Here is an 18197-nt window from a genome sequence, read left to right on the forward strand (position 1 = left end):
GGCGATGGAGGCGATGGGCGTGAGCGGAGGCGCGCGAACGCAGGCATTGGCCGGGCGCCCGCGCGCCTGGCCGGCGGCGGTGCGCGACCGTGCGCTGATCGATCGGGTACGGCAGGTTACCGACGAACTCGCGGCGCGGCTCGCCGATGTCGATGGTGTCGAGGCGGCGGCCGCCGCAGCCGTCGCGGCCAACCCCGATCCACGCGCGCCGGTCTGGCATCCGCCGGGGCTGGCGCTCGGCCATGCTGGTCTTGCGCTGGCGTTCGGCTATCTCGACCTCTGCCGCCCCCGCAAGGGCTGGGATTATGTCTCCCATGACTATCTGACACGCGCAGCGCGCCATGCGGAGCAGGGCGGCTTCGGCTCGCTGGCGCTGTTCAGCGGTGCGACGGGCCTTGCGTTCGCCACCCACTATCTCTCGCGTGGCACGGACTATCGCCGTCTGCTGGCCTCGATCGACGAGGCCTTGCTGGACAGCCTGCGCCAGCAACTCGCTGATGCGGGGATGCCGCACGGCCTCGCCAGCGCCGGCTTCGATGTCATCTCCGGCTTCTCGGGCGTCGCGGCCTATCTGCTGCGCCGCCGGGACGAGGCCACGCATCGCGCGCTGTGCGACGACGTGCTGCGCTGGCTGATCGCACTGACCGCCGAGGTCGACGGCGTGCCGCGCTGGCACACGCCGGGCCCGTTGATCGCGGACCGCATGATGGCGGCGCGGCATCCGCAGGGCGTGCTGAATTGCGGGCTCGCCCACGGCATTGCCGGTCCGCTGGCGGTGCTGGCGCTGGCCCGGCTGCAGGGCGTGCGGCTCGCCGGGCTGACCGAGGCGATCCGGCGCAGCGCGATGTGGCTTGCCGCCCGGCATGGCCGCGATGCGTGGGGCGTCGGCTTTCCCGCCGCGGTGCCGCTGGTCGCCGATCCGTCGGCGGAGATCGTTCCGGCGCGCGATGCCTGGTGCTATGGCGCGCCGGGGGTGGCGCGGGCGCTGTGGCTCGCCGGGCGGGCCCTCGACGACCCGACGCTGGGCATGTTCGCCGTCGTCGCCATGGCCGGGGTGATGCTGCGGCCGGTGCCGGCGCGGCGCATCGATGGGCCGGGCTTCTGCCACGGTGTCGCAGGGCTGCTGCAGATCACGCTGCGGTTCTCCTGCGACAGCCGCGAGCGCGTGTTTCGCGACGGCGCACAGCTGCTGACGCAGCAACTGCTCGATCAGTTCGAGCCGCAGGCGCCGCTCGGCTATCGCAGCCTGGAGGTCGGCGGCGTGCGGCTCGACAAGCCCGGCGTGCTGGAGGGCGCGGCCGGCGTGATGCTGGCCCTGCTCGCGGCGGTGTCGCGTGTCGATCCCGCGTGGGACCGGCTGTTCCTGCTGTCATGAGCACCGCCGCCCAGCGCCGCGCGCGGCCGCCGGATGCCGGAGCGGGCGATGAGCCGCTGTTCGATCCGTTCGATGTGCTGATGGTGCGCGCGCCGCTGCTGCCGCTGCGGCGGGAGGACGGCGCCGGCGCGACATTCGCCGGGATGATCGACGATCCGGCGGTAAGCCGCGCTATCGCGGTCGCCAGTCGCACGCTGGCGGCGTCCGCGCAGCGTCCGGCGCGCGACGCGCGGGCGCAGCGCCGCCGCGACGCCAGCCTGCTGCGCTACTTCCTTCGCATGACCAGCCGGCCGACGCCGTTCGGCCTGTGTGCGGGCGCCGCGCTCGGCCGCTTCGGCGCGCACACCGATCTGCGCCTCGCCGATGCGCCGCCGGTGGTGCGCAGCCGTCCCGATATGGTGGTGCTGCATCAGGCGATCGACGCGCTGGAGGCACAGCCGGCGATCCGCAGCGGCCTCGCGGTGGTGGCGCATCCCGCGGTGACCGTGCGGCGCGGCCGCGCGACGCTCGGCGGCATCGAGGCGCAGCACACGGCAGCGGGGGCCGCGCGCATTTCGATGCGCGCGACGCCGGCGCTGCGGCGGGTGCTGGAGCTGGCGCGCCAGCCGATCGGCTGGGCCGAGCTTGCGGCCGCGCTGTGTGCGGCGACGCCGGGCGCGACCATGGAGAAGGCCGATGGCCTTCTGGAAGAGCTGCGGCGATGCGGCTTCCTGATCACCGACCTGCGGCCGCCGCTGACCGCGGCCGATCCGTTCGGCCATGTCGTGGCGCGGCTGCGCGCGATCGCGTCCGCCACCGACGTCGCCGGCCGGCTCGCGGCGCTGCAGGCGCGCCTCGCCGCATGGGACGCCGCGCCAGCGGCCGCTGCAGCGGCCGACTTCGCGGCGCTCGCGGCCGAGGTCGAGACGGCGCTGGGCGTGCCGTTCCGCACGCCGCTGCAGGTCGACATGCGCTGGCCGCTCGCCGGCGATGGCGTCAACATCGCGGTCGGGCACGAGGCGGCGCGTGCCGCCGAGCTGCTGCTGCGGCTGACGCCGTTTCCGTCGGGACTGACGCCGATCCTTGCCTACCGCGAAACGTTCAGCGCGCGCTATGGCAGCGACCGCGACGTGCCGTTGCTGGAAATGCTCGATCCGGATCAGGGCATCGGGCCGCCGCCCGATCCCAACGACCTCGTGCCGCTGCGGTCGCCGGCGCGCGACCGGATGCTGATCGACATCGCCGCCCGCGCGCTGCACGACCGCGCGCGGGTGGTGGAGCTGACCGGGACGATGATCGCCGCGCTGCAGACCTGGTCGCCGCGCCGCGCCGATGCGCCGGCTTCGCTCGATCTCTATGTCGCGGTCGCCGCCGCCTCGGCGCTGGCGATCGATGCCGGCGATTTCGCCGTTGTCGTCGGTCCCAATGTCGGCGCCGCGGCGGCCGGCCGCAATCTCGGCCGCTTCGCCGAGCTGCTCGGCACCGAAGGCGGAGCGGCGCTGCGGCGGATCGCACGGGCCGAGCAGCGCCAGCGCCCGGACCGGGTGTTCGCCGAGCTGATCTTTCCGCCGGAGCGTGCGCGCACCGCCAACGTGGTGACGCGTCCGCAGACCCGCGATCACCAGATCGGCCTGCGCGCCAGCGCCCATCCCGACGGCATGCGCACGATCCCGCTCGACGAGCTGGTGGTGCGCGTCACCGCGGGCCGCTTCGCGCTGCTGTGGCAGGCGCCGGGCGCGCCGCCGCGCCGGGTCGAGGTGTGCGCCGGCCATATGCTCAACCACAAGCGTGCGCCTGCGCTGTGCCGCTTCCTCGCCGATGTCGGCCGCGACGGCATGGTGCAGCTCAACGGCTTCGACTGGGGTGTGGCGCGCGACTTTCCCTACCTGCCCCGGCTGCAGGCGGGACGGGTGGTGCTGCGGCTGGCGCAATGGCGCATCGATCCGCTGCATGGCGATCTCGCCGCTGCGGATGACGTTGCCTTCGGCGCGGCGCTGGCGCGCTGGCGGGCGCACTGGAACGTGCCGCGCCATGTCTTCCTCGGGAGCGGCGATGGCCCTTCCGACCATCGCCTGCTGCTCGATCTCGACGACGGCGCGCAGGCCGCGATCCTGCGTGAGGAGATCGGCCGCCTTGCGTCCGGCGGCCATGTGCTGCTGCAGGAAGCCTATCCGGCGCCGGATCAGGCCTGGCTGCAGGGGCCCGGCGGCGGCTATGTCGGCGAACTCGTGGTGTCGCTGCTGCGCCGAAGCGGCGAGGTCGCGAGCGAGACGGTGGCGCCGGTGTCGGCGCCGGTGCCGATGGCGCAGCGGCTGCGGCCGCCCGGCAGCGACTGGCTGTATCTCAAGCTCTATTGCGATCCGGCGGTCGAGGATGCCCTGATCGGCGAGGCGATCGCGGATTTCGCCGGCGCACTGCAAGCGCGGCGGCAGATCTCGGGCTGGAGCTTCCTGCGCTACAGCGATCCGGCGCCGCATCTGCGGCTGCGCCTGCATGGCCGCTCCGGCGGGTTGCGGCGCGAGGTGATGGCGCAGGCCTGTGACTGGGCCGCCGGGTTGATGCGTGACGATCTCGTGGCGCAATTCGCCGTCGACACCTATGAGCGCGAGGTCGAGCGTTATGGTGGCATTGCCGGCATGGCCGCGGCCGAGCGTCTCTACGCCGCCGACAGCCGTGCGGTCGCTGCGTTGCTGGCGCTGGCGCGCGACGAGGCGCTGCCGTTCGACCGTCTCGCACTGTCGGCGGTGTCGGTCGACGACCTGCTGGCGGGCGTCGGTCTCGATGCAGAGGCGCGCCGGGCGCTGTATCAGCGCCATGCCGATGCGGCGGGACCCGCGGCCGCGCGCGAGGCGACGGAAGCCTATCGTATCCGCAAGGCCGACCTGATCGCGCTGCTGCGGGCGCCGCTGCTCGGCGGCGTCAGGCACGCAGGACCGGTGCGCAGCATTCTGGCGCGGCGGGGACGCGCGCTGGCGCCGATCGCCGCGACCCTCGCGGACGCTGCCGCCCGTGGCGCGCTCGGCCGCGATCTGCCGACGCTGTGCGCGAGCTACGCGCACCTGCACTGCAACCGCCTGCTGGGCCGTGACCGCGCGCGCGAGCAGCACGTGCTCGCGCTGCTGCTGCGCGTGCGCAAGAGTCTCGACGCGGGTGCGTGATCGCTGAAGATACGTGATCGCAGGTGATCGTGGCAGGTGATCGCGAGCGGCGTCAGCGCCAGGCACAGATGCCGCTGTTGCCGCGGCATGGCCAACTCTGCGGACGTGCATCGAACGCCTGCGCGTCGAGCGGGTTGCCATGACGACGCGTCGCGACGCGCCGCACGGCAGGCTTGCCGCGCGGCTTCGGCGTGATCTCCGCGGTGCGCGAGACCTCGCCCTTGCCGTTCTTGTCGACTTGAGGCGCGAGCGCGCGGGCAAGGTGCGCCGTATGCCCGCCGGTGTTCGGCAGGGTTTCGGTTCTGGCCTCGACACCGAACGGCGCGAAATGCGTCTCCGGGCCAAGACGGCGCGGCGACAGCGCCGCGCGGTTGAGGTCGAGCGTGAGAAAGTCGTCGGGGCGGTAGGCGTCGATCGGCGGCTGGGTCTGGGCTTGGACGGTCGTGGCGCAGCACAGCGCGAGCAGCACGAGGCCGGCGATACCCCGCCGTCGTCCGCGATCTGTCGATGGGCTCCGCGTCGTCATGTCAGCCTCGTGTCACCTTCGTTTCTGCAGCGTCCCGCCTCATGCATGACATGTATGTCGAAGGCGGTCGTTTGCCAGATCCGCAATCGCGCCCGTGGCGTCCGGATCGCGCCATCCGGACGCCAGGCCGAATCTGTTCGCTGGCGGCGTGCCGAATGCACAGCCTACCAACGCCGGGGCCGCAAGCCGGTTCCCGGGCGGAACAGGCTTGCGGCTGGTCTCGGCGGCACAAACGCAAAGGGCGGCCCGCAGGCCGCCCTGATGTGGACTGTCGTGGTGAGGCGTCTCACCAGTGGCGATGATGCCAGCCACCGTGCCAGCCGCCACCCCATCCTCCGCCCCAGCCGCGCCGATAACCCCAGCCGCCGCCATAGTAGTAACGCGGTCCGCCGTAGTAACCGTAGCCCGGGCCGTAGCCGTAACCATAGTAGTAGTTCGGGCGCCACCAGCAGCGCCAGGGGTTGCACACCCAGCGCACCTGATCGGTGTGGACCGGCGTCTGCACTCCCTGCAGCCCGTTCGGCATCGCTGCCGATGCGCCGCTGCTCGACAGCGCCATCCCGATCGTGGCCACGCAGGCCAGCAAAGCCAATCTTGCCTTCATGATCATCTCCCGGTCTCGCATTCTGCGTCTTGAAATCCTGCTTGCTTCGGCAAGGTCACGGCCGCAACTCCTCGCGGACGGCACGTTGCGGGGCGATCATGGCGAAGTCTTGATTACTCCTCCATGAACAGCGCGTTCATGTCGCTGAACGCGGTGTTGCCTGCGCGCATTGCGATCCAACCGGCCGGGACCGATCGCCGGCTCCATTGTTGTCGGCTGCGTCAGTACGTGCCGTCATGGTGATGGCACGCCGCGCTGAGCGTCGGCATGGCGGGCGGCCCGAAAGCCGCCCGCCTGGAATCACGCGTCGCCGTGACGAATTACCAGTGATGATGCCGCTTCTTGATGATCACCACACGGTCATGGTGGCGATCCCAGTCGTGGTGGCGATGCCAGCCGCGGTCGCGGCGCCAGCCATGGTCGCGGCGCCAGCCATGGTCGCGATGCATGTCGGCATACGCGCCGCGCCGTCCATCCTTGATCACCACGGTCTCCGCGCTCGCGAGCGACGGCGCGGCGATCGCCAGCGACAGCGCGGCGGCCATCACATAACCCATCGTCTTCATGTGCTTCTCCTCCAGTGTTCAGCGAACATCGCTAGTCACATGCGCAGGCACAACCGTCTCGCTGCGAAGGCGTTCCCCGCGCAGGGCTGCAAACACATGAACGGATGTTCAGTTGCGGTGTGGTCGCCATGCGGATGCGTGGCGCTGCAGCTGCGTCCTTGCGTGACGTCAGGCGCTGCGTGAACCCGGCCAGGCGATGACCGCGCCCGACATCACCATGCAGTCGCGGCCGCGCTCCTTGGCGGCGTAGAGCGCTCGATCGGCGGTCTCGATCAGCGCCGCGCCGTCGGGGCTGCCGGAGATTGCATGCTGCGTCGCGCCGCCGATGCTGACGGTGATGCGGCGTGCCGGCGGATTGTGGACGTGGGGCAGCGCCAGCTCCTGCAGTGCCCTTAGCACCGCTTCGCCGCGCTGGGCACAGCCCTCGGCATCGGTGTCGGGCATCAGCAGCGCGAATTCCTCGCCGCCATAGCGTGCGGCGAGGTCGGCGGGCCGGCGGGCGTGAACGGCCAGCATCCGCGCCACCGCGCGCAGCGCATCGTCGCCGGCCTGGTGGCCATAGTGATCGTTGAACGGCTTGAAGTGATCGACGTCGATCATCAGCAGCGATAGCGGCGTGCCGTCGCGCCGCGCGCGGGCCCATTCCTCGGCCAGTCGCTCGTCGAAATGTCGGCGGTTGGCGAGGCCCGTGAGGCCGTCACGCGTGGCCAGCGCAGCGAGGCGCTGCTCGAGGTCCTTGTGCTCGGTCATGTCGCGCGTGATCGCGACCACGCCGTCGATCAGACCGCCGGTGGCGCGGGTGACGCGGAGCGCGCTCTCGACCCAGATATCGCCGCGCTCGCGATGGCGAGTGCGGTAGATGATGCGCGCCTCCTCGGCGCGACCATCCCTGAGTGCGGCGACACGCGCGCGCACGTCGGCGAGATCGTCGGCATGGACCCCGGACAGCGCCGGCCGGCCGGCGAGCTGCTGCGGCAGCCAGCCGACGACGCGCGCGGAGGAGGGCGAGGCGTAGAGGATCAGCTCGTCGAGGCCGATGCGCATCACCATGTCGCCGGACTGTTCGGCGAGAAGGCGAAAGTCCGCCTCCTTGGCCTCCAGCGCCGCGGCCATGCGCTGGCGCTGCGCGAGCTGCAGCACCAGCATGAAGCCTGCGAGCGCGATCAGCGCCACGAGGCACACCACGACCGCGAGATGGATCAGTGCCTCGCGGCGCCACGGCGCGAGCACGTCGTCGCGCGCCTCCGTCGCCAGCATCAGCACCGGATAGCGGCTGCTCTTGCGATAGAAGCTGAGCCGTTCGATGCCATCAAGGGGCGAGGTGAAGACGTAGGGACCGGCGGCGGGGCGCTGCGACAGCTCGCGCATCAATTGGCGATGCGACATGTCGCGCCCGACATAGCTGCCGTCGTCCTGGCTGCGCGCCAGGATGACCCCGCCCGTCGACAGCAGCGCGATGGCGCCACGCGCTCCGACGTCGAACTGGCGGTAGAAGTTCGCGAAGTAGTCGACGTCGATGGTGAGCAACGCGACGCCGGCGAAGCGGCCGTCGGTATGGTTGAAGCGCCGCGATGCGGTGATGATCCACTGGCCGCCCGAGCGGCTGCGCACGGGATGGCCGATCAGCGTGCCGCGTTCCGGTGAGGTCTGGTGTCGCTGGAAATAGTCGCGGTCGGCGTTGTTGAGGGCGGCGAGGTCAGCGACCGGCTCGGTGGTGGCGAGCCAGCGGCCGGTCTCGTCGAACACGAAGATGCCGTGCACCCGGCCGGCCGGATTGCGGCGGGCGAGGAAGGTCTGCACCTTGGCCATTGCGGTGGCGCCGGTGCCTTCGAGCTCGAGCTGGTTGACCAGCACGGTCAGCGTATTGTCGGCGATCTCGAAGGTGTCGTCGGCATGCTGGGTCAGCGAGCGCGCGAGATTGGCGAGATCCGTCTCGGCGTTGTCGAGGTAGCTGGTGCGGGCTTCCCACTCGCGCCAGGCGCTCAGGGCCAGCATGGCGAGGCAGGCGAGCGCGACGAAGCCCGCCGCCAGCAGCGGCGGTCGGATCGGTCCGGATTTATGCCACACCGTGGCCACGACGCTCGCCTCTTCGCTCACACCGGCGAGCTTCCACAGTCGGCGTTAACGAGCCGTTGTTATCCACATGCAGGGCTGGAGGCCGCGCGCGTTCGTTGCAGCGGGAACTCGCTGTGATGCGCAGGGAACAGCGGTGGTTGCCGACAATTATCGGCGGAACCGCGGCACGTGTTTAACCGGGCAATGAAGGCAACGGCGGGGATGAGAACGTGGAACCCGACCACGGCATGGCCGCGACGGCGGTCAGCGTACCTGCCAGCCGCCGAAGAAGCTGGCGAACAGCGGCGGTGGCTGCTGCGGACGCGGCAGCATCGCCACGCGCGCCGGTTGCGCCGCGCGGCGCTGCGCATCGTTGCGTGCAACCCTGGCTTTCGGCTTCTTCGGTGAAGCCGCCACCGGTTTATCGGTTGCCGTCGGCATCTGCGCGTAGGCGTCACGCGTGTCGGCGTCCGCGACCGCTTCGGTCGCCGGGCGCGTTGCCGCGCGCGCCGGCTGGATCTGTGCCTGGGCGACGTCGACCGACGGAACAATGGTCGGCAGCGAGGCGTCGATCTCGACGCGCTCGGGGCCCTTCTGGCGGGAGGCGATGCGGATGGTCGACTTGTCGATGCCGTTCGTCTGCTGCTGGAGCGGCGCCTGCGGTGTCGGCAGATAGACGTTCGCGATCAGCATCAGCGCCAGAAGCGCACCGCCAACTCCGACAAAGTAACGTAACAGGGGCATCACACACCGTTCAGACTGAATTCAAGACACGAAACACGAACTGCGACCGATCCAGCACGGCTGGCTGTAGGGCGAGCCGCTGAGGTCGATCATCCCAGGTGGCAGGAGATGGCCGGCACGTTGCCGCCAAAAGCTTGCCCCCTCGGGCGAGATCAGGTGACATGACATGGAACATGTGATCCGCCGCGCCCGCCTCACGAGATCGTCATCCACAACCACATTCACAAGGCGGTTGCGGGGCCGATCGTGGTCAATTCCCTGCGATCGGTTTGGTTCCCGTGCGCGTGGTTAACCGCAAACGGACGGCGCGCACGTTTTGGTGATTGGTCGGCGGCATCACCAGAAAGGTTCAGGAGTTAGCGACTCGCCGTGGCGATACGCATTGCGCGTGGTGCCTGTTTGCCGGCGAGACGCGTCTTGCTGCGGCCCTCGAGGCGCCGGTGGGCCTGTTTCGCGGCCTGCGCCCGCGCCGCGCGTGCCGCCTCGCGGCGAGCTTGCTGCAGGCTGTCGCGCACGTCGGGCGCGAGTGCGACCGCGACTTCGACCGGTGGCCGTCCGCGCGACAGGCCGCCAATGCCTTCGCAAGGCGCCTCGCGCGGCAGGTGCTGGACGAGGCCGATCGTCTTCGCCTCGCGCAGCCAGTTCTCGGCGGCATTGCCGGTGATGCGGTGCACGTAGTTGCGCGTTTCCGCGGGCAGCGCTGCGCGCCGCGCCACCCAGTCCTGGATGCGGCCGGGGCCGGCGTTGTAGGCTGCCGCGGCAAGGCCGAGGTTGCCGAGGCGGTCGCGCAGCTTGCGCAGCAGGCGCGCCGAGGCCGGCAGCGCCTTGCGCGGATCGAACGGATTGTCGAGGCCTTCCTCCGCGGCCGTATCGGGCATGAACTGCGCGACGCCCTGGGCGCCGGCGTGGCTGACTTCGTCGGACTTGAATTGGCTCTCCTGCCAGATCAGGCGCGCGAAGAAGCTGACGGGAATGCCGGCGTCGCTCGCCGCCGTGGTCAGCGCTGCGCAGAACTCCTGGGTCGACAGCGCGGCGGGATCGCCGTCGTCCGGCGCGGCATCGTTCCAGCCGCTCGCCGGCGCCAGCGTGAGCGGCGCTACCGGGGCGGGCGCGAACACGGCCAGCATGGTGCTGCCGCGGTCGAAATCGAATCGCGCGGTGTCGAACGGCATGGTTTCCGCTTCGCTCTTCGTCGTGTCGATCGAGAGCTGCGGCAGATGATATGTGGAATTCACAGCCGGCCTGACCGCGACATCCGCCAGCAGCAGCGGCGCAGCAGCCAGGGCGGCGATCAGATATCGCATCCCGAGACAGACCCTGTGACAACCTTCCCCAAGGCGTCCGGCGCGGGCCCGACTTGTGCGTCAGGATTTCAGCCTCGCGACGGGCGCGAGAACGGAGTTGCCGCGCCAAGCCGTCGCTTTGATGAGCCGAATGCGGCGAAATGCGGAAACGCTGTGGTGGGTGCAAGGCGCGGGAACCAGTGGGTTCCAGATGATACCGCGGACGCGCCGTGCGGACGCGTCAGTTGCAGTCCTTGTCGAGCATGCAGGCGCGGATCGCCTCATGGCTGTCCGCCGGTGCTTCCTTCGGGGCGGCTGCGGCGCGGTAGCGGGCGGCGCGCTGCGTCGGCGGCGTCTCGGACCGCGCGTCGATGGCGGCCTGCGGAGCGGCATCGGCGTGCTCCGTCTCGTCGAGCTGGCGATGCATGCGCGCGCGCATCAGCAGCGCTTCGCTGTTGTCCGCATCGCGCGACAGCACGGTATCGAACGCAACCTGGGCCTTTTGAAAGTCGCGCTGGCGGACATGGACGATGCCTTTGGCATAGAAGGTGTCGGCATCGATCGAGCCGAGCGCGATAGCCTTGTCGAGGTCGGCGAGCGCGTCGGTTTCGCGGCCGCGCTTGTAGGCGAGGTACTGGCCGCGCGCGGCGAACGCCTGCGCGACCGGCCGGTAGGCGATTGCCGCATCGAGATCGCGCTCGGCGAGTTGCGCCTCGCCGCGCGCGTCGCGAACCTGGGCGCGGTTCTGCAGGGCGATGATGTGGAAGTCGAGCCGGTCACCGTGCTCGTCGAGATAGCCCTGGCGGTTGACCACCGTCGGCACGATCGCGACCAGGGCGTCGGCGTCCCTGAGCGCCGGATCGAACTGGCCGCGACCGCGGTACTGCCGGCTGCGGAACAGGAGCGCGTAGGCCTCGATCGGATCGGCGGCGAGCGCCAGCGTGAAGTAGCGGGTGCTCTGCGCGCCGTCAGTAAAGGTGCCGGCCATGCGCAGCGCATGCGCGTTCGCCGGTTCGATCGCCAGCGCCTGCTGCAGCATGTCGGTCGCCTCGCGCCAGCGATGGCCGCGCGCCGCGACATTGGCGCGGGCCACGAACAGCTCGGCGTTGCGCGGCGTCAGCTTGATCGCGGCGTCGTAGTCCTGCTGCGCGAGGTCGAGCCGCTTGCTGTTGTGATAGGCCTTGCCGCGGATGAACAGCGCGAAGCCTTTGGCGGCCGGCGGCGTCGACGGGTCGTCGATGATCGCCGAGCACGGCGCGATGACGCTGGCGGGGATGGTCTGGACCTGCAGCAGGGTGCACGGCGTGGCGGCGAGGGCCTGCGTGGCGCCGGCCAGCGCGAGGCCGGTCAGTGCGGCGGTCGACAGAGCCTTCAGCAGACGCAGGCCGCCCATCGTCTCGTCCCCCGTGCAGCAAGCACGCAGGACGACCTAAGGTAGAGCCCTGAAGATGCCGTCAATAAAATGCCGACAATTGTCGCGATCGCCGGCCGGCACGCGCGCCATGCCCGCAATTCACTGAAGTCACAGCGCCCGCAGCGCCCGCAGCGCGCGGCGGCGGTCGGCGCGGGTATCGGGCAGGGCGTCGCGGTCGAGCGCGAGCTGATCGATCACTGTGGTCTGCACGCGCGCGCGCCACTCGTGCTCGAGGCGGTGATAGATGCGCAGGTACAGCGGATCGCCTTCGTCGAGCGCCACGCTGTGACGGGCGAAGGCCGGCAGGCTGCGGCCGGCGCGTGCCGCCGCGATGATCTCGTGCGGCGCATGCGCAAGGCGCCGCGCGCCGTCGAGCGCGATGGCGCGGATCGTCCATGCGCCGTCGCCGTGATAGGCGATCTCCGCCGAGCCGGTGACGTCGCCGGCTTCGATGCCGCCGTCGATCACCAGTGGCAATTCCTCGAACTGGAAAGTGAGGGTGCGTCCCACGCGGCCTCCGCTGCTTGCGAACCGAAGCGCCACTGTCACTGAAAATTCAGTTGGTCTCAACAAAATGCGCCGGACCGTGAATAAGTTGTCGCCGGCGCGCTGGCGGTACCATCGTCATGCCGCTGTCATCGGTCTCCCCTAAAGCAACCCTTAACAAAAGATGAAAGCTCTTTTGGGATAGCGGGGGCTATGGTGGTGTTTGTGAAGGGTGGCGTCAGCCGCCGGCGTTCGGCTGTGCGCGTGCATGGTCAGGAAATGGGAATGATGTCGGCGCCGCAGGCGGCGTCGATGAAAGCAGGTCAGGCGAAGCGGGAGCCGGCGGGGGCCGGGATCGCGCTCTGGACAGCGGCGGGGGCGTCGCGACTGGCTGCGGGGCTGCGGCGCGCGGCGCTGCTGGGGTCGGTATCGCTCATCGCGGTCGCCGCGCTCGCACCGGTGGACCGCGCGGTCGCCGGCCAGCTGCCGCAGTCGGCGTTCCAGAACTATGATCCCTCCACGGCCGGCAGCATCCTGCCGGGGCCGTTCTCGCTCTACCAGGTGCCGCTGAACAGCCTGCGGCCGACCCAGATGAATGTCGGCACGTTCGAGATCGGCAAAAAGATGGCGGGCTGGGATCTGCTGGCGCCATCGGCACTGACGTCGACGTTGCTCGGCGACATCGAGCCAGTGGTGATCGGTCCGGGCGGCGTGCTCTATCTCACCGACGGCCATCACACCTTCCTGTCGCTGCTGCTATCGATCTATGGGTTGTCGAACGCGAGTGGTGCGCAGAACCCGAACGTCTTCGTCGACGTCATCGCCAACTACTCCAACCTGACGCCGGCGCAGTTCTGGGCCAAGATGCAGGCCAGCAATTTCCTGCTGCCGCTCAATAACGGCGTCGTGCAGAGCGTCGATCCGCTGACCGGCGCGCCGATCCCGACCTCGTTCCTCGGCATGACCAACGATCCCTATCGCGGGCTCGAATACGCCATCCTGAAGAACAAGAATTCGGTGCTGTTCCCGACGGCTGCGAACATCACCGGAGTCGCCGGCTCGTCGAAGCCTGGCCTCGACAAGACCGCGGCGTTCTATTCCGACTTCATCTGGGCGCAGGCCTATCGCAGCGCCAATGGCGGCCTCGGCCTGCCGTATCTGTCGCCCGCTGACATTGCCATCGCCACCCAGTGGAATTTGAACGGCAGCAACGTCGTCAATATGCCGGGGGCACCCGGCGTGACGACCGTGGCGCAATTGCCCGGTTATATCCTGCCGACCGGCAAGACCATCACCATCACCGGCTCCATCAGCGACGCGACGCTGGCCAACGGCGTGCTGGACGGCACGAAGACCGGTACCTTCGATCAGGTCAGCAGCTCCGCATCGTTCAATGGCCTGCGGGGCCTCAATCTCGGTTCGGTGACCATCGGATCGTCCGCGCCCGGCTTCATCATGCAGCTTGGGGCCGATCTCAATTCCAGCGTTGCAACCGTGACGCTGTCCGGCGCCAACACCTACACCGGCGGCACCACCATTCTCGCCGGCACGCTCAACATCACCAGCGATGCATCGCTCGGCGCGGCGAGCCCGGCGGGTGCGGTGATCGATCCCAGCAGAATCGCCGCGAGTATCGCGGCCAACAATGGCATCGTGTTCAACAGCCTGAGCGAGGGCTCCGGCACGCTGAAAATAAGTCCGTCCACGACAGCCACGCCGGCGTCGCCGTTCGTGCTCAACCGGCCGATCGCGGTCAGTGGCGAAACGGCGGCCCTCGATCCCAACCGCAACGCAGTTCAACTCACCGGAACGATCATCTCGCTCGGCGGCGGCGGCACCGGCATCGGCAATGCAACGGGAGTATCCGACCTGTCCATTAAGGACAGCTCGTCCCAGGCGGATGGCACAGTCATCCTGGCACCCGCGAGCGGCAGCAATCCATACTTCTACGGCAACTGGATCATTTCCAGCGGCACCCTGCAGGCGTCCAGCGACGCCGCGCTCGGCAACGTCACCGGCCCGTCCTACACCATCGGCCAGATCGTGCTCGATGGCGGCACGTTCCAGGCCGGCGCGTCATTCAGTTCGGTGCGCAGCCTCAACCTGACCGGCGGCAGCACGTTCGACACCAATGGCTTCACCACCAGCTTCGCCGGCACCATCACCGACGTACAGCGCGTGCTGACGATTGCCAACAGCAACGCCACGACCGCCGGCGCGGTGACGTTCGGCGCGCTGAACATCGGCTCCACCGCGACGCTGGCCCTGAGCGGCGGCGCGGCCGGCGAGACCGTCACCTTCACCAATGGCATCAACCGTGGATCGGCGGCGACGCTGCTGCTGCAGCCGTCGAGCGCGACCTCGCTCGGCACCACCGAGAAGGTGCTGTTCGGCACCGCGCCGACGCTCGCCAACGGCATCGCTGCGCCATGGATCGTGGTCACCTCGGGCGCGGCCAACAACCCGTATGACTTCGTCACCTACGGTGCGAACGGCTTCACCACGGCGACCTACAATTCGACCAACATCATCACGGCGACCTCGTCGAGCGTGGTCAAGCAGGGCGCCAATGCGACGCTGGCCGGGAACACCCAGGCCTATGCGCTCAACATCCAGAAGGGCTTCAACGTCACCATCGGCGGCGGTAACACGCTGACGCTTGGTGACGGCAGCAATCCGGCGGGCCTCATCCTGAACGGCGGCAGCGGTTCCGGGATCACCGGCGGCACACTGGCCTTCGGCGCCAGCGAGGGCGTGATCTGGAACAGCGGCAGCAGCACCATCACGTCGGTGATCACCGGCACGGGCGGGCTGACTTTCGCCGGCTCCGGCAACACCACGCTCAGCGCCGCTTCGACGCAGACCGGTGCGATCACCATCGATTCCGGCACGGTCACCCTGACCACCGCCAACGTGTTCGCCGGCAGCAGCGCAGGCGTCACGCTGTCGGACAACAAGAGCAAGCCTGCGGCGGCAACCCTGGCGATGAGCGCCAGCAATGCGTTCTCTGCGCTGAGCGGGGGCACCAACAGCAAGATCACGCTGAGCAACGGTGCTGCGCTCACCATCGGCGACAGCCAGAATCTGGCGTCGACGCTGTCCTCATCAGTCGCACAGAGCGGTACGGCCGTCGCGGGCGCCATCACCAAGAACGGCACCGGCCTGCTCGACCTCTCCGGCATGAAGAGCGGAACGCTGTCGTTGCTCGGCGGCAGCAGCATCATCGTCAATGGCGGCGTGATGCGGGTCAGCGCGGCGAGCTTCGCCAACCCCAACGCCATCGTCCTCAACAGCGCTAGTGAACTGCAGTTCGCCCAGAACGGCGGCGGCACGTTCGGCGGCGCGATCTCGGGCAACGGCATGGTCCACCTCATCGGCGGCACGCTGAAGCTCACCAGCAGCGGCAACAGCTGGTCCGGCGGTACCTTGATCGAAGCCGGCTCGACGCTCAGCCTGACCACGGCGAATGTCTCCAGCGGCAATGCCAACATCGCCAGTTCCGGCGGTTATGTGGTGTTCGACCAGGCGACCAGCGGCACCTACAGCGGCGTCATCAGCGATGGCAAGCAGATGGGGTATGGCCTGTCTGCCGCCGGCACCCTGATCAAGGACGATTCCACCGGGGCAAGCGGCGGCAACGTCACCCTCGGCGCGGTGCAGACCTATAGCGGCGGCACCTATGTCGAGGCCGGCACGCTGACGCTCGGCGTCGCCAACGCCATCGCGGCGAGCGCCGGGGTCGATCTGGGCCGCATCGGCGGCACCGCCGCCGGCCAGACTTCGGCGAACACCGCGACGCTGGCGCTCGCCGCCGACAACACCATCCAGGGTCTCAAGAGCGAGGCTGGCAATGTCACCGGCGTGCAGCTCGGCGGCAACACGCTGACCATCAACACCGCTGCGGGCACCCAGTGGAGTTTCGGTGGCACGATCAGCGGCAGCGGTTCGCTGGTGGTCGGCGGTCTCGGCACGCAGGTGCTCACCGGCGCCAACACCTTCACCGGCGGTACCACGGTCAACGGCACCCTCGGCATCGGCCCGGCGGGCTCGCTCGCGGGCGCGGTGCAGGTCAACAGCGGCGGCGTGCTCGCCGGCAACGGCACCGTCGGCGCGACGACGATCGCCAGTGGCGGCGTGCTGGCGGTGACACCGCTGTTTGACGGCTCGGCGACGCCGAAGCAGACGCTGAACGTCACCGGCAGCCTCGCGTTGCAGAGCGGCGCGCTGTACATGACCAGCCTGTCGCCGGCGGCGGCGATGCAGACTGTCGTCTCGGGCACGGCGACGCTCGGCGGCAATGTGCTGGCGACGTTCGCAACGGGCGCCTACACCCAGCTGCCGAAATCCTACACCCTGCTGTCGGCGGCGGGCGTCAACGGCACGTTCGCGAACTTCGCGACCGTCAACATGCCCGTCGCGCTGTCGGCGAGCCTCGGCTACACGCCAACCAGCGTGGTGCTGAACCTCACCTCCGCGCTCGGCCAGGTCAGCGGCCTCAACGCCAACCAGCGCGCCGTCGGCAATGCCATCGATGCGGCGTTCAACAGCGGCAGCGGCGGCGTCTCCGGCGGCTTCGCGACGCTGCTCGGCCTGTCGGCCGCGGCGCTGCCCGGCGCGCTGTCGCAGGCCTCGGGCCAGCCCGGCGCCAGCCAGCAGCAGTCCGCGCTCAACGCCGCGACCCAGTTCATGTCCACCATGACGGACATGGGCATCGCCGGCCGCAGCGGCTCGACCGGCGGCGTCACGGCCTACAGCGACGATCCCGGCGAAGCCTACGCCTATGCGCCACGCGGCGGTGCGGAACGCGAGGCCTATGCCGCGATCCCGACCAAGGCGCTGCGCCGCGTCGACGCCTTCATCCCGGCATGGAGTGTCTGGGGCGCCGGTTATGGCGGCTCGTCGACCACCAGCGGCAACGCCGTCGTCGGCAGCAACACCACCACCAGCACGCTGTGGGGATTTGCGACCGGCGCCGACTACCAGGTGTCGCGCGATCTCGTCACCGGCTTCGCGCTCGCCGGGGGCGCGTCGGCGTTCTCGCTCGCCAATGGCCTCGGCAGCGGGCGGGCCGACATGTTCCAGGCCGGCGCCTTCGCGCGCCAGCAGATCGGCGCTGCCTATGTCACCGGCGCGCTGGCCTATACCTGGCAGGACGTCACCACCGATCGCACCCTCACCATCGCCGGCGTCGATCGCCTGCAGGGGCGCTTCAACGCCAATGCGCTGTCGGGCCGTGCGGAGGCGGGCTATCGCGTGCTGACGCCGTGGCTCGGTGTGACGCCCTACGCGGCGGTGCAGTCGACGCTGTACATGCTGCCGGGCTATGGCGAGCAGGCGGTGTCGGGGGCGAACACCTTCGCGCTGAACTATGCCAGCAAGTCCACGGCGGCGACGCGCAGCGAACTCGGCTTGCGCCTCGATCGCTCGTTCACCCTCAACGACGGCATCCTGGTGCTGCGCGGGCGTGCGGCGTGGGCGCACGACTACAACCCCGACGCCAGCGTGACGGCGACGTTCCAGAACCTCGGCGCGGCGTCGTTCGTGGTCAATGGCGCGACGCCGGCGCGGGATGCGGCGCTGACCACGGTCTCGGCCGAGAAGATCTGGGCGGGCGGCTTCTCGCTCGGCGCGACCTTCGAGGGCGAGTTCTCCAACACCACGCGGTCGTACGCCGGCAAGGGCATCGCGCGCTTCACCTGGTAACGAACAAGGCGGTTGGGTGATCTGATGGGGCAGCATGTGTGGCGCCTTGCCACACTGCTGCCCATCTTCCCCCCGACAAAGCGGCGTCGAAGCCCGCCGTCCTGTGTTCGAATCGGGACACCCGGAAGCCATCAGGGAGCCGCCGACACACGTGGTCCGCCCGGACTGCGGGCGGAACTGCGTTGTCCGAGACTCCCCAGCAGGTTTGCCAGCAGGTTTGCCAGCAGGTTCGCGTCGCCCGTTGCACGCCGGCGATCCGGCCGTGGTCGCCGCCGTTGCGCGGTCGCGGCGTGCCGGTGGGCGC

At 69.6% G+C, this 18197-nt stretch carries 11 protein-coding genes; 3 read left to right on the forward strand and 8 right to left on the reverse strand.

Features of this window, described 5'->3' with window-relative positions; translation table 11 throughout:
* Positions 1–13 precede the first annotated feature (13 nt).
* Both JQ639_RS28335 and JQ639_RS28340 read left to right on the forward strand, forming a co-directional pair.
* Positions 14–1375 (forward strand): lanthionine synthetase C family protein, encoded by a 1362-nt coding sequence (locus JQ639_RS28335; RefSeq protein ID WP_211962686.1) that lies wholly within the window; start codon positions 14–16, stop codon positions 1373–1375.
* Entirely contained in the window at positions 1372–4512 is a 3141-nt protein-coding gene (locus JQ639_RS28340) for a lantibiotic dehydratase (RefSeq protein ID WP_211962687.1), read from the forward strand. Before JQ639_RS28335 ends, JQ639_RS28340 begins: the two co-directional genes overlap by 4 nt.
* 52 nt (positions 4513–4564) lie before the next feature.
* Here the strand turns inward: JQ639_RS28340 and JQ639_RS28345 are convergent, their stop codons facing one another.
* From JQ639_RS28345 to JQ639_RS28380, 8 genes are all read right to left on the reverse strand, one after another.
* Positions 4565–5038, reverse strand: coding sequence for a hypothetical protein (locus JQ639_RS28345; protein WP_249122829.1), 474 nt, complete (start codon positions 5036–5038; stop codon positions 4565–4567).
* A 286-nt stretch (positions 5039–5324) separates the two neighbouring features.
* Positions 5325–5642, reverse strand: a complete 318-nt coding sequence (locus JQ639_RS28350; protein WP_249122830.1) for a hypothetical protein — start codon at positions 5640–5642, stop codon at positions 5325–5327.
* Positions 5643–5962: 320 nt separating this feature from the next.
* Positions 5963–6208, reverse strand: coding sequence for a hypothetical protein (locus tag JQ639_RS28355; RefSeq protein WP_211962688.1), 246 nt, complete (start codon positions 6206–6208; stop codon positions 5963–5965).
* Between the two features lie 168 nt (positions 6209–6376).
* The gene (locus JQ639_RS28360) at positions 6377–8203 is read right to left on the reverse strand and encodes a sensor domain-containing diguanylate cyclase (RefSeq protein WP_211964912.1); all 1827 of its coding nucleotides are present in this window, start codon (positions 8201–8203) and stop codon (positions 6377–6379) included.
* Between the two features lie 324 nt (positions 8204–8527).
* Positions 8528–9007, reverse strand: a complete 480-nt coding sequence (locus JQ639_RS28365; RefSeq protein ID WP_211962689.1) for a hypothetical protein — start codon at positions 9005–9007, stop codon at positions 8528–8530.
* A gap of 356 nt (positions 9008–9363) precedes the next feature.
* Positions 9364–10311 carry a lytic transglycosylase domain-containing protein gene (locus JQ639_RS28370; protein ID WP_211962690.1) on the reverse strand — a complete coding sequence of 316 codons (948 nt, stop codon included), beginning with the start codon at positions 10309–10311 and terminating at the stop codon, positions 9364–9366.
* A gap of 220 nt (positions 10312–10531) precedes the next feature.
* Positions 10532–11683 (reverse strand): tetratricopeptide repeat protein, encoded by a 1152-nt coding sequence (locus JQ639_RS28375; RefSeq protein WP_211962692.1) that lies wholly within the window; start codon positions 11681–11683, stop codon positions 10532–10534.
* Between the two features lie 129 nt (positions 11684–11812).
* Complete coding sequence (locus JQ639_RS28380) at positions 11813–12214, reverse strand: hypothetical protein (protein ID WP_211962694.1); 402 nt, start codon at positions 12212–12214, stop codon at positions 11813–11815.
* Positions 12215–12475: 261 nt separating this feature from the next.
* Between JQ639_RS28380 and JQ639_RS28385 the strand changes: the two genes are divergently transcribed.
* On the forward strand, positions 12476–17893 hold the full coding sequence (locus JQ639_RS28385; RefSeq protein ID WP_211962696.1) for an autotransporter domain-containing protein: 5418 nt from the start codon (positions 12476–12478) through the stop codon (positions 17891–17893).
* Positions 17894–18197 lie beyond the last annotated feature (304 nt).

Source organism: Bradyrhizobium sp. U87765 SZCCT0048 (assembly GCF_018131225.1).
Classification (GTDB): Bacteria; Pseudomonadota; Alphaproteobacteria; order Rhizobiales; family Xanthobacteraceae; genus Bradyrhizobium_A.

Bases quoted from the DNA above. Each gene is read 5' to 3' on its own strand.
- JQ639_RS28335 (WP_211962686.1), top strand. From the start codon at position 14: ATGGGCGTGAGCGGAGGCGCGCGAACGCAGGCATTGGCCGGGCGCCCG.
- JQ639_RS28340 (WP_211962687.1), top strand. From the start codon at position 1,372: ATGAGCACCGCCGCCCAGCGCCGCGCGCGGCCGCCGGATGCCGGAGCG.
- JQ639_RS28345 (WP_249122829.1), bottom strand. From the start codon at position 5,038: ATGACGACGCGGAGCCCATCGACAGATCGCGGACGACGGCGGGGTATC.
- JQ639_RS28350 (WP_249122830.1), bottom strand. From the start codon at position 5,642: ATGAAGGCAAGATTGGCTTTGCTGGCCTGCGTGGCCACGATCGGGATG.
- JQ639_RS28355 (WP_211962688.1), bottom strand. From the start codon at position 6,208: ATGAAGACGATGGGTTATGTGATGGCCGCCGCGCTGTCGCTGGCGATC.
- JQ639_RS28360 (WP_211964912.1), bottom strand. From the start codon at position 8,203: ATGCTGGCCCTGAGCGCCTGGCGCGAGTGGGAAGCCCGCACCAGCTAC.
- JQ639_RS28365 (WP_211962689.1), bottom strand. From the start codon at position 9,007: ATGCCCCTGTTACGTTACTTTGTCGGAGTTGGCGGTGCGCTTCTGGCG.
- JQ639_RS28370 (WP_211962690.1), bottom strand. From the start codon at position 10,311: ATGCGATATCTGATCGCCGCCCTGGCTGCTGCGCCGCTGCTGCTGGCG.
- JQ639_RS28375 (WP_211962692.1), bottom strand. From the start codon at position 11,683: ATGGGCGGCCTGCGTCTGCTGAAGGCTCTGTCGACCGCCGCACTGACC.
- JQ639_RS28385 (WP_211962696.1), top strand. From the start codon at position 12,476: ATGATGTCGGCGCCGCAGGCGGCGTCGATGAAAGCAGGTCAGGCGAAG.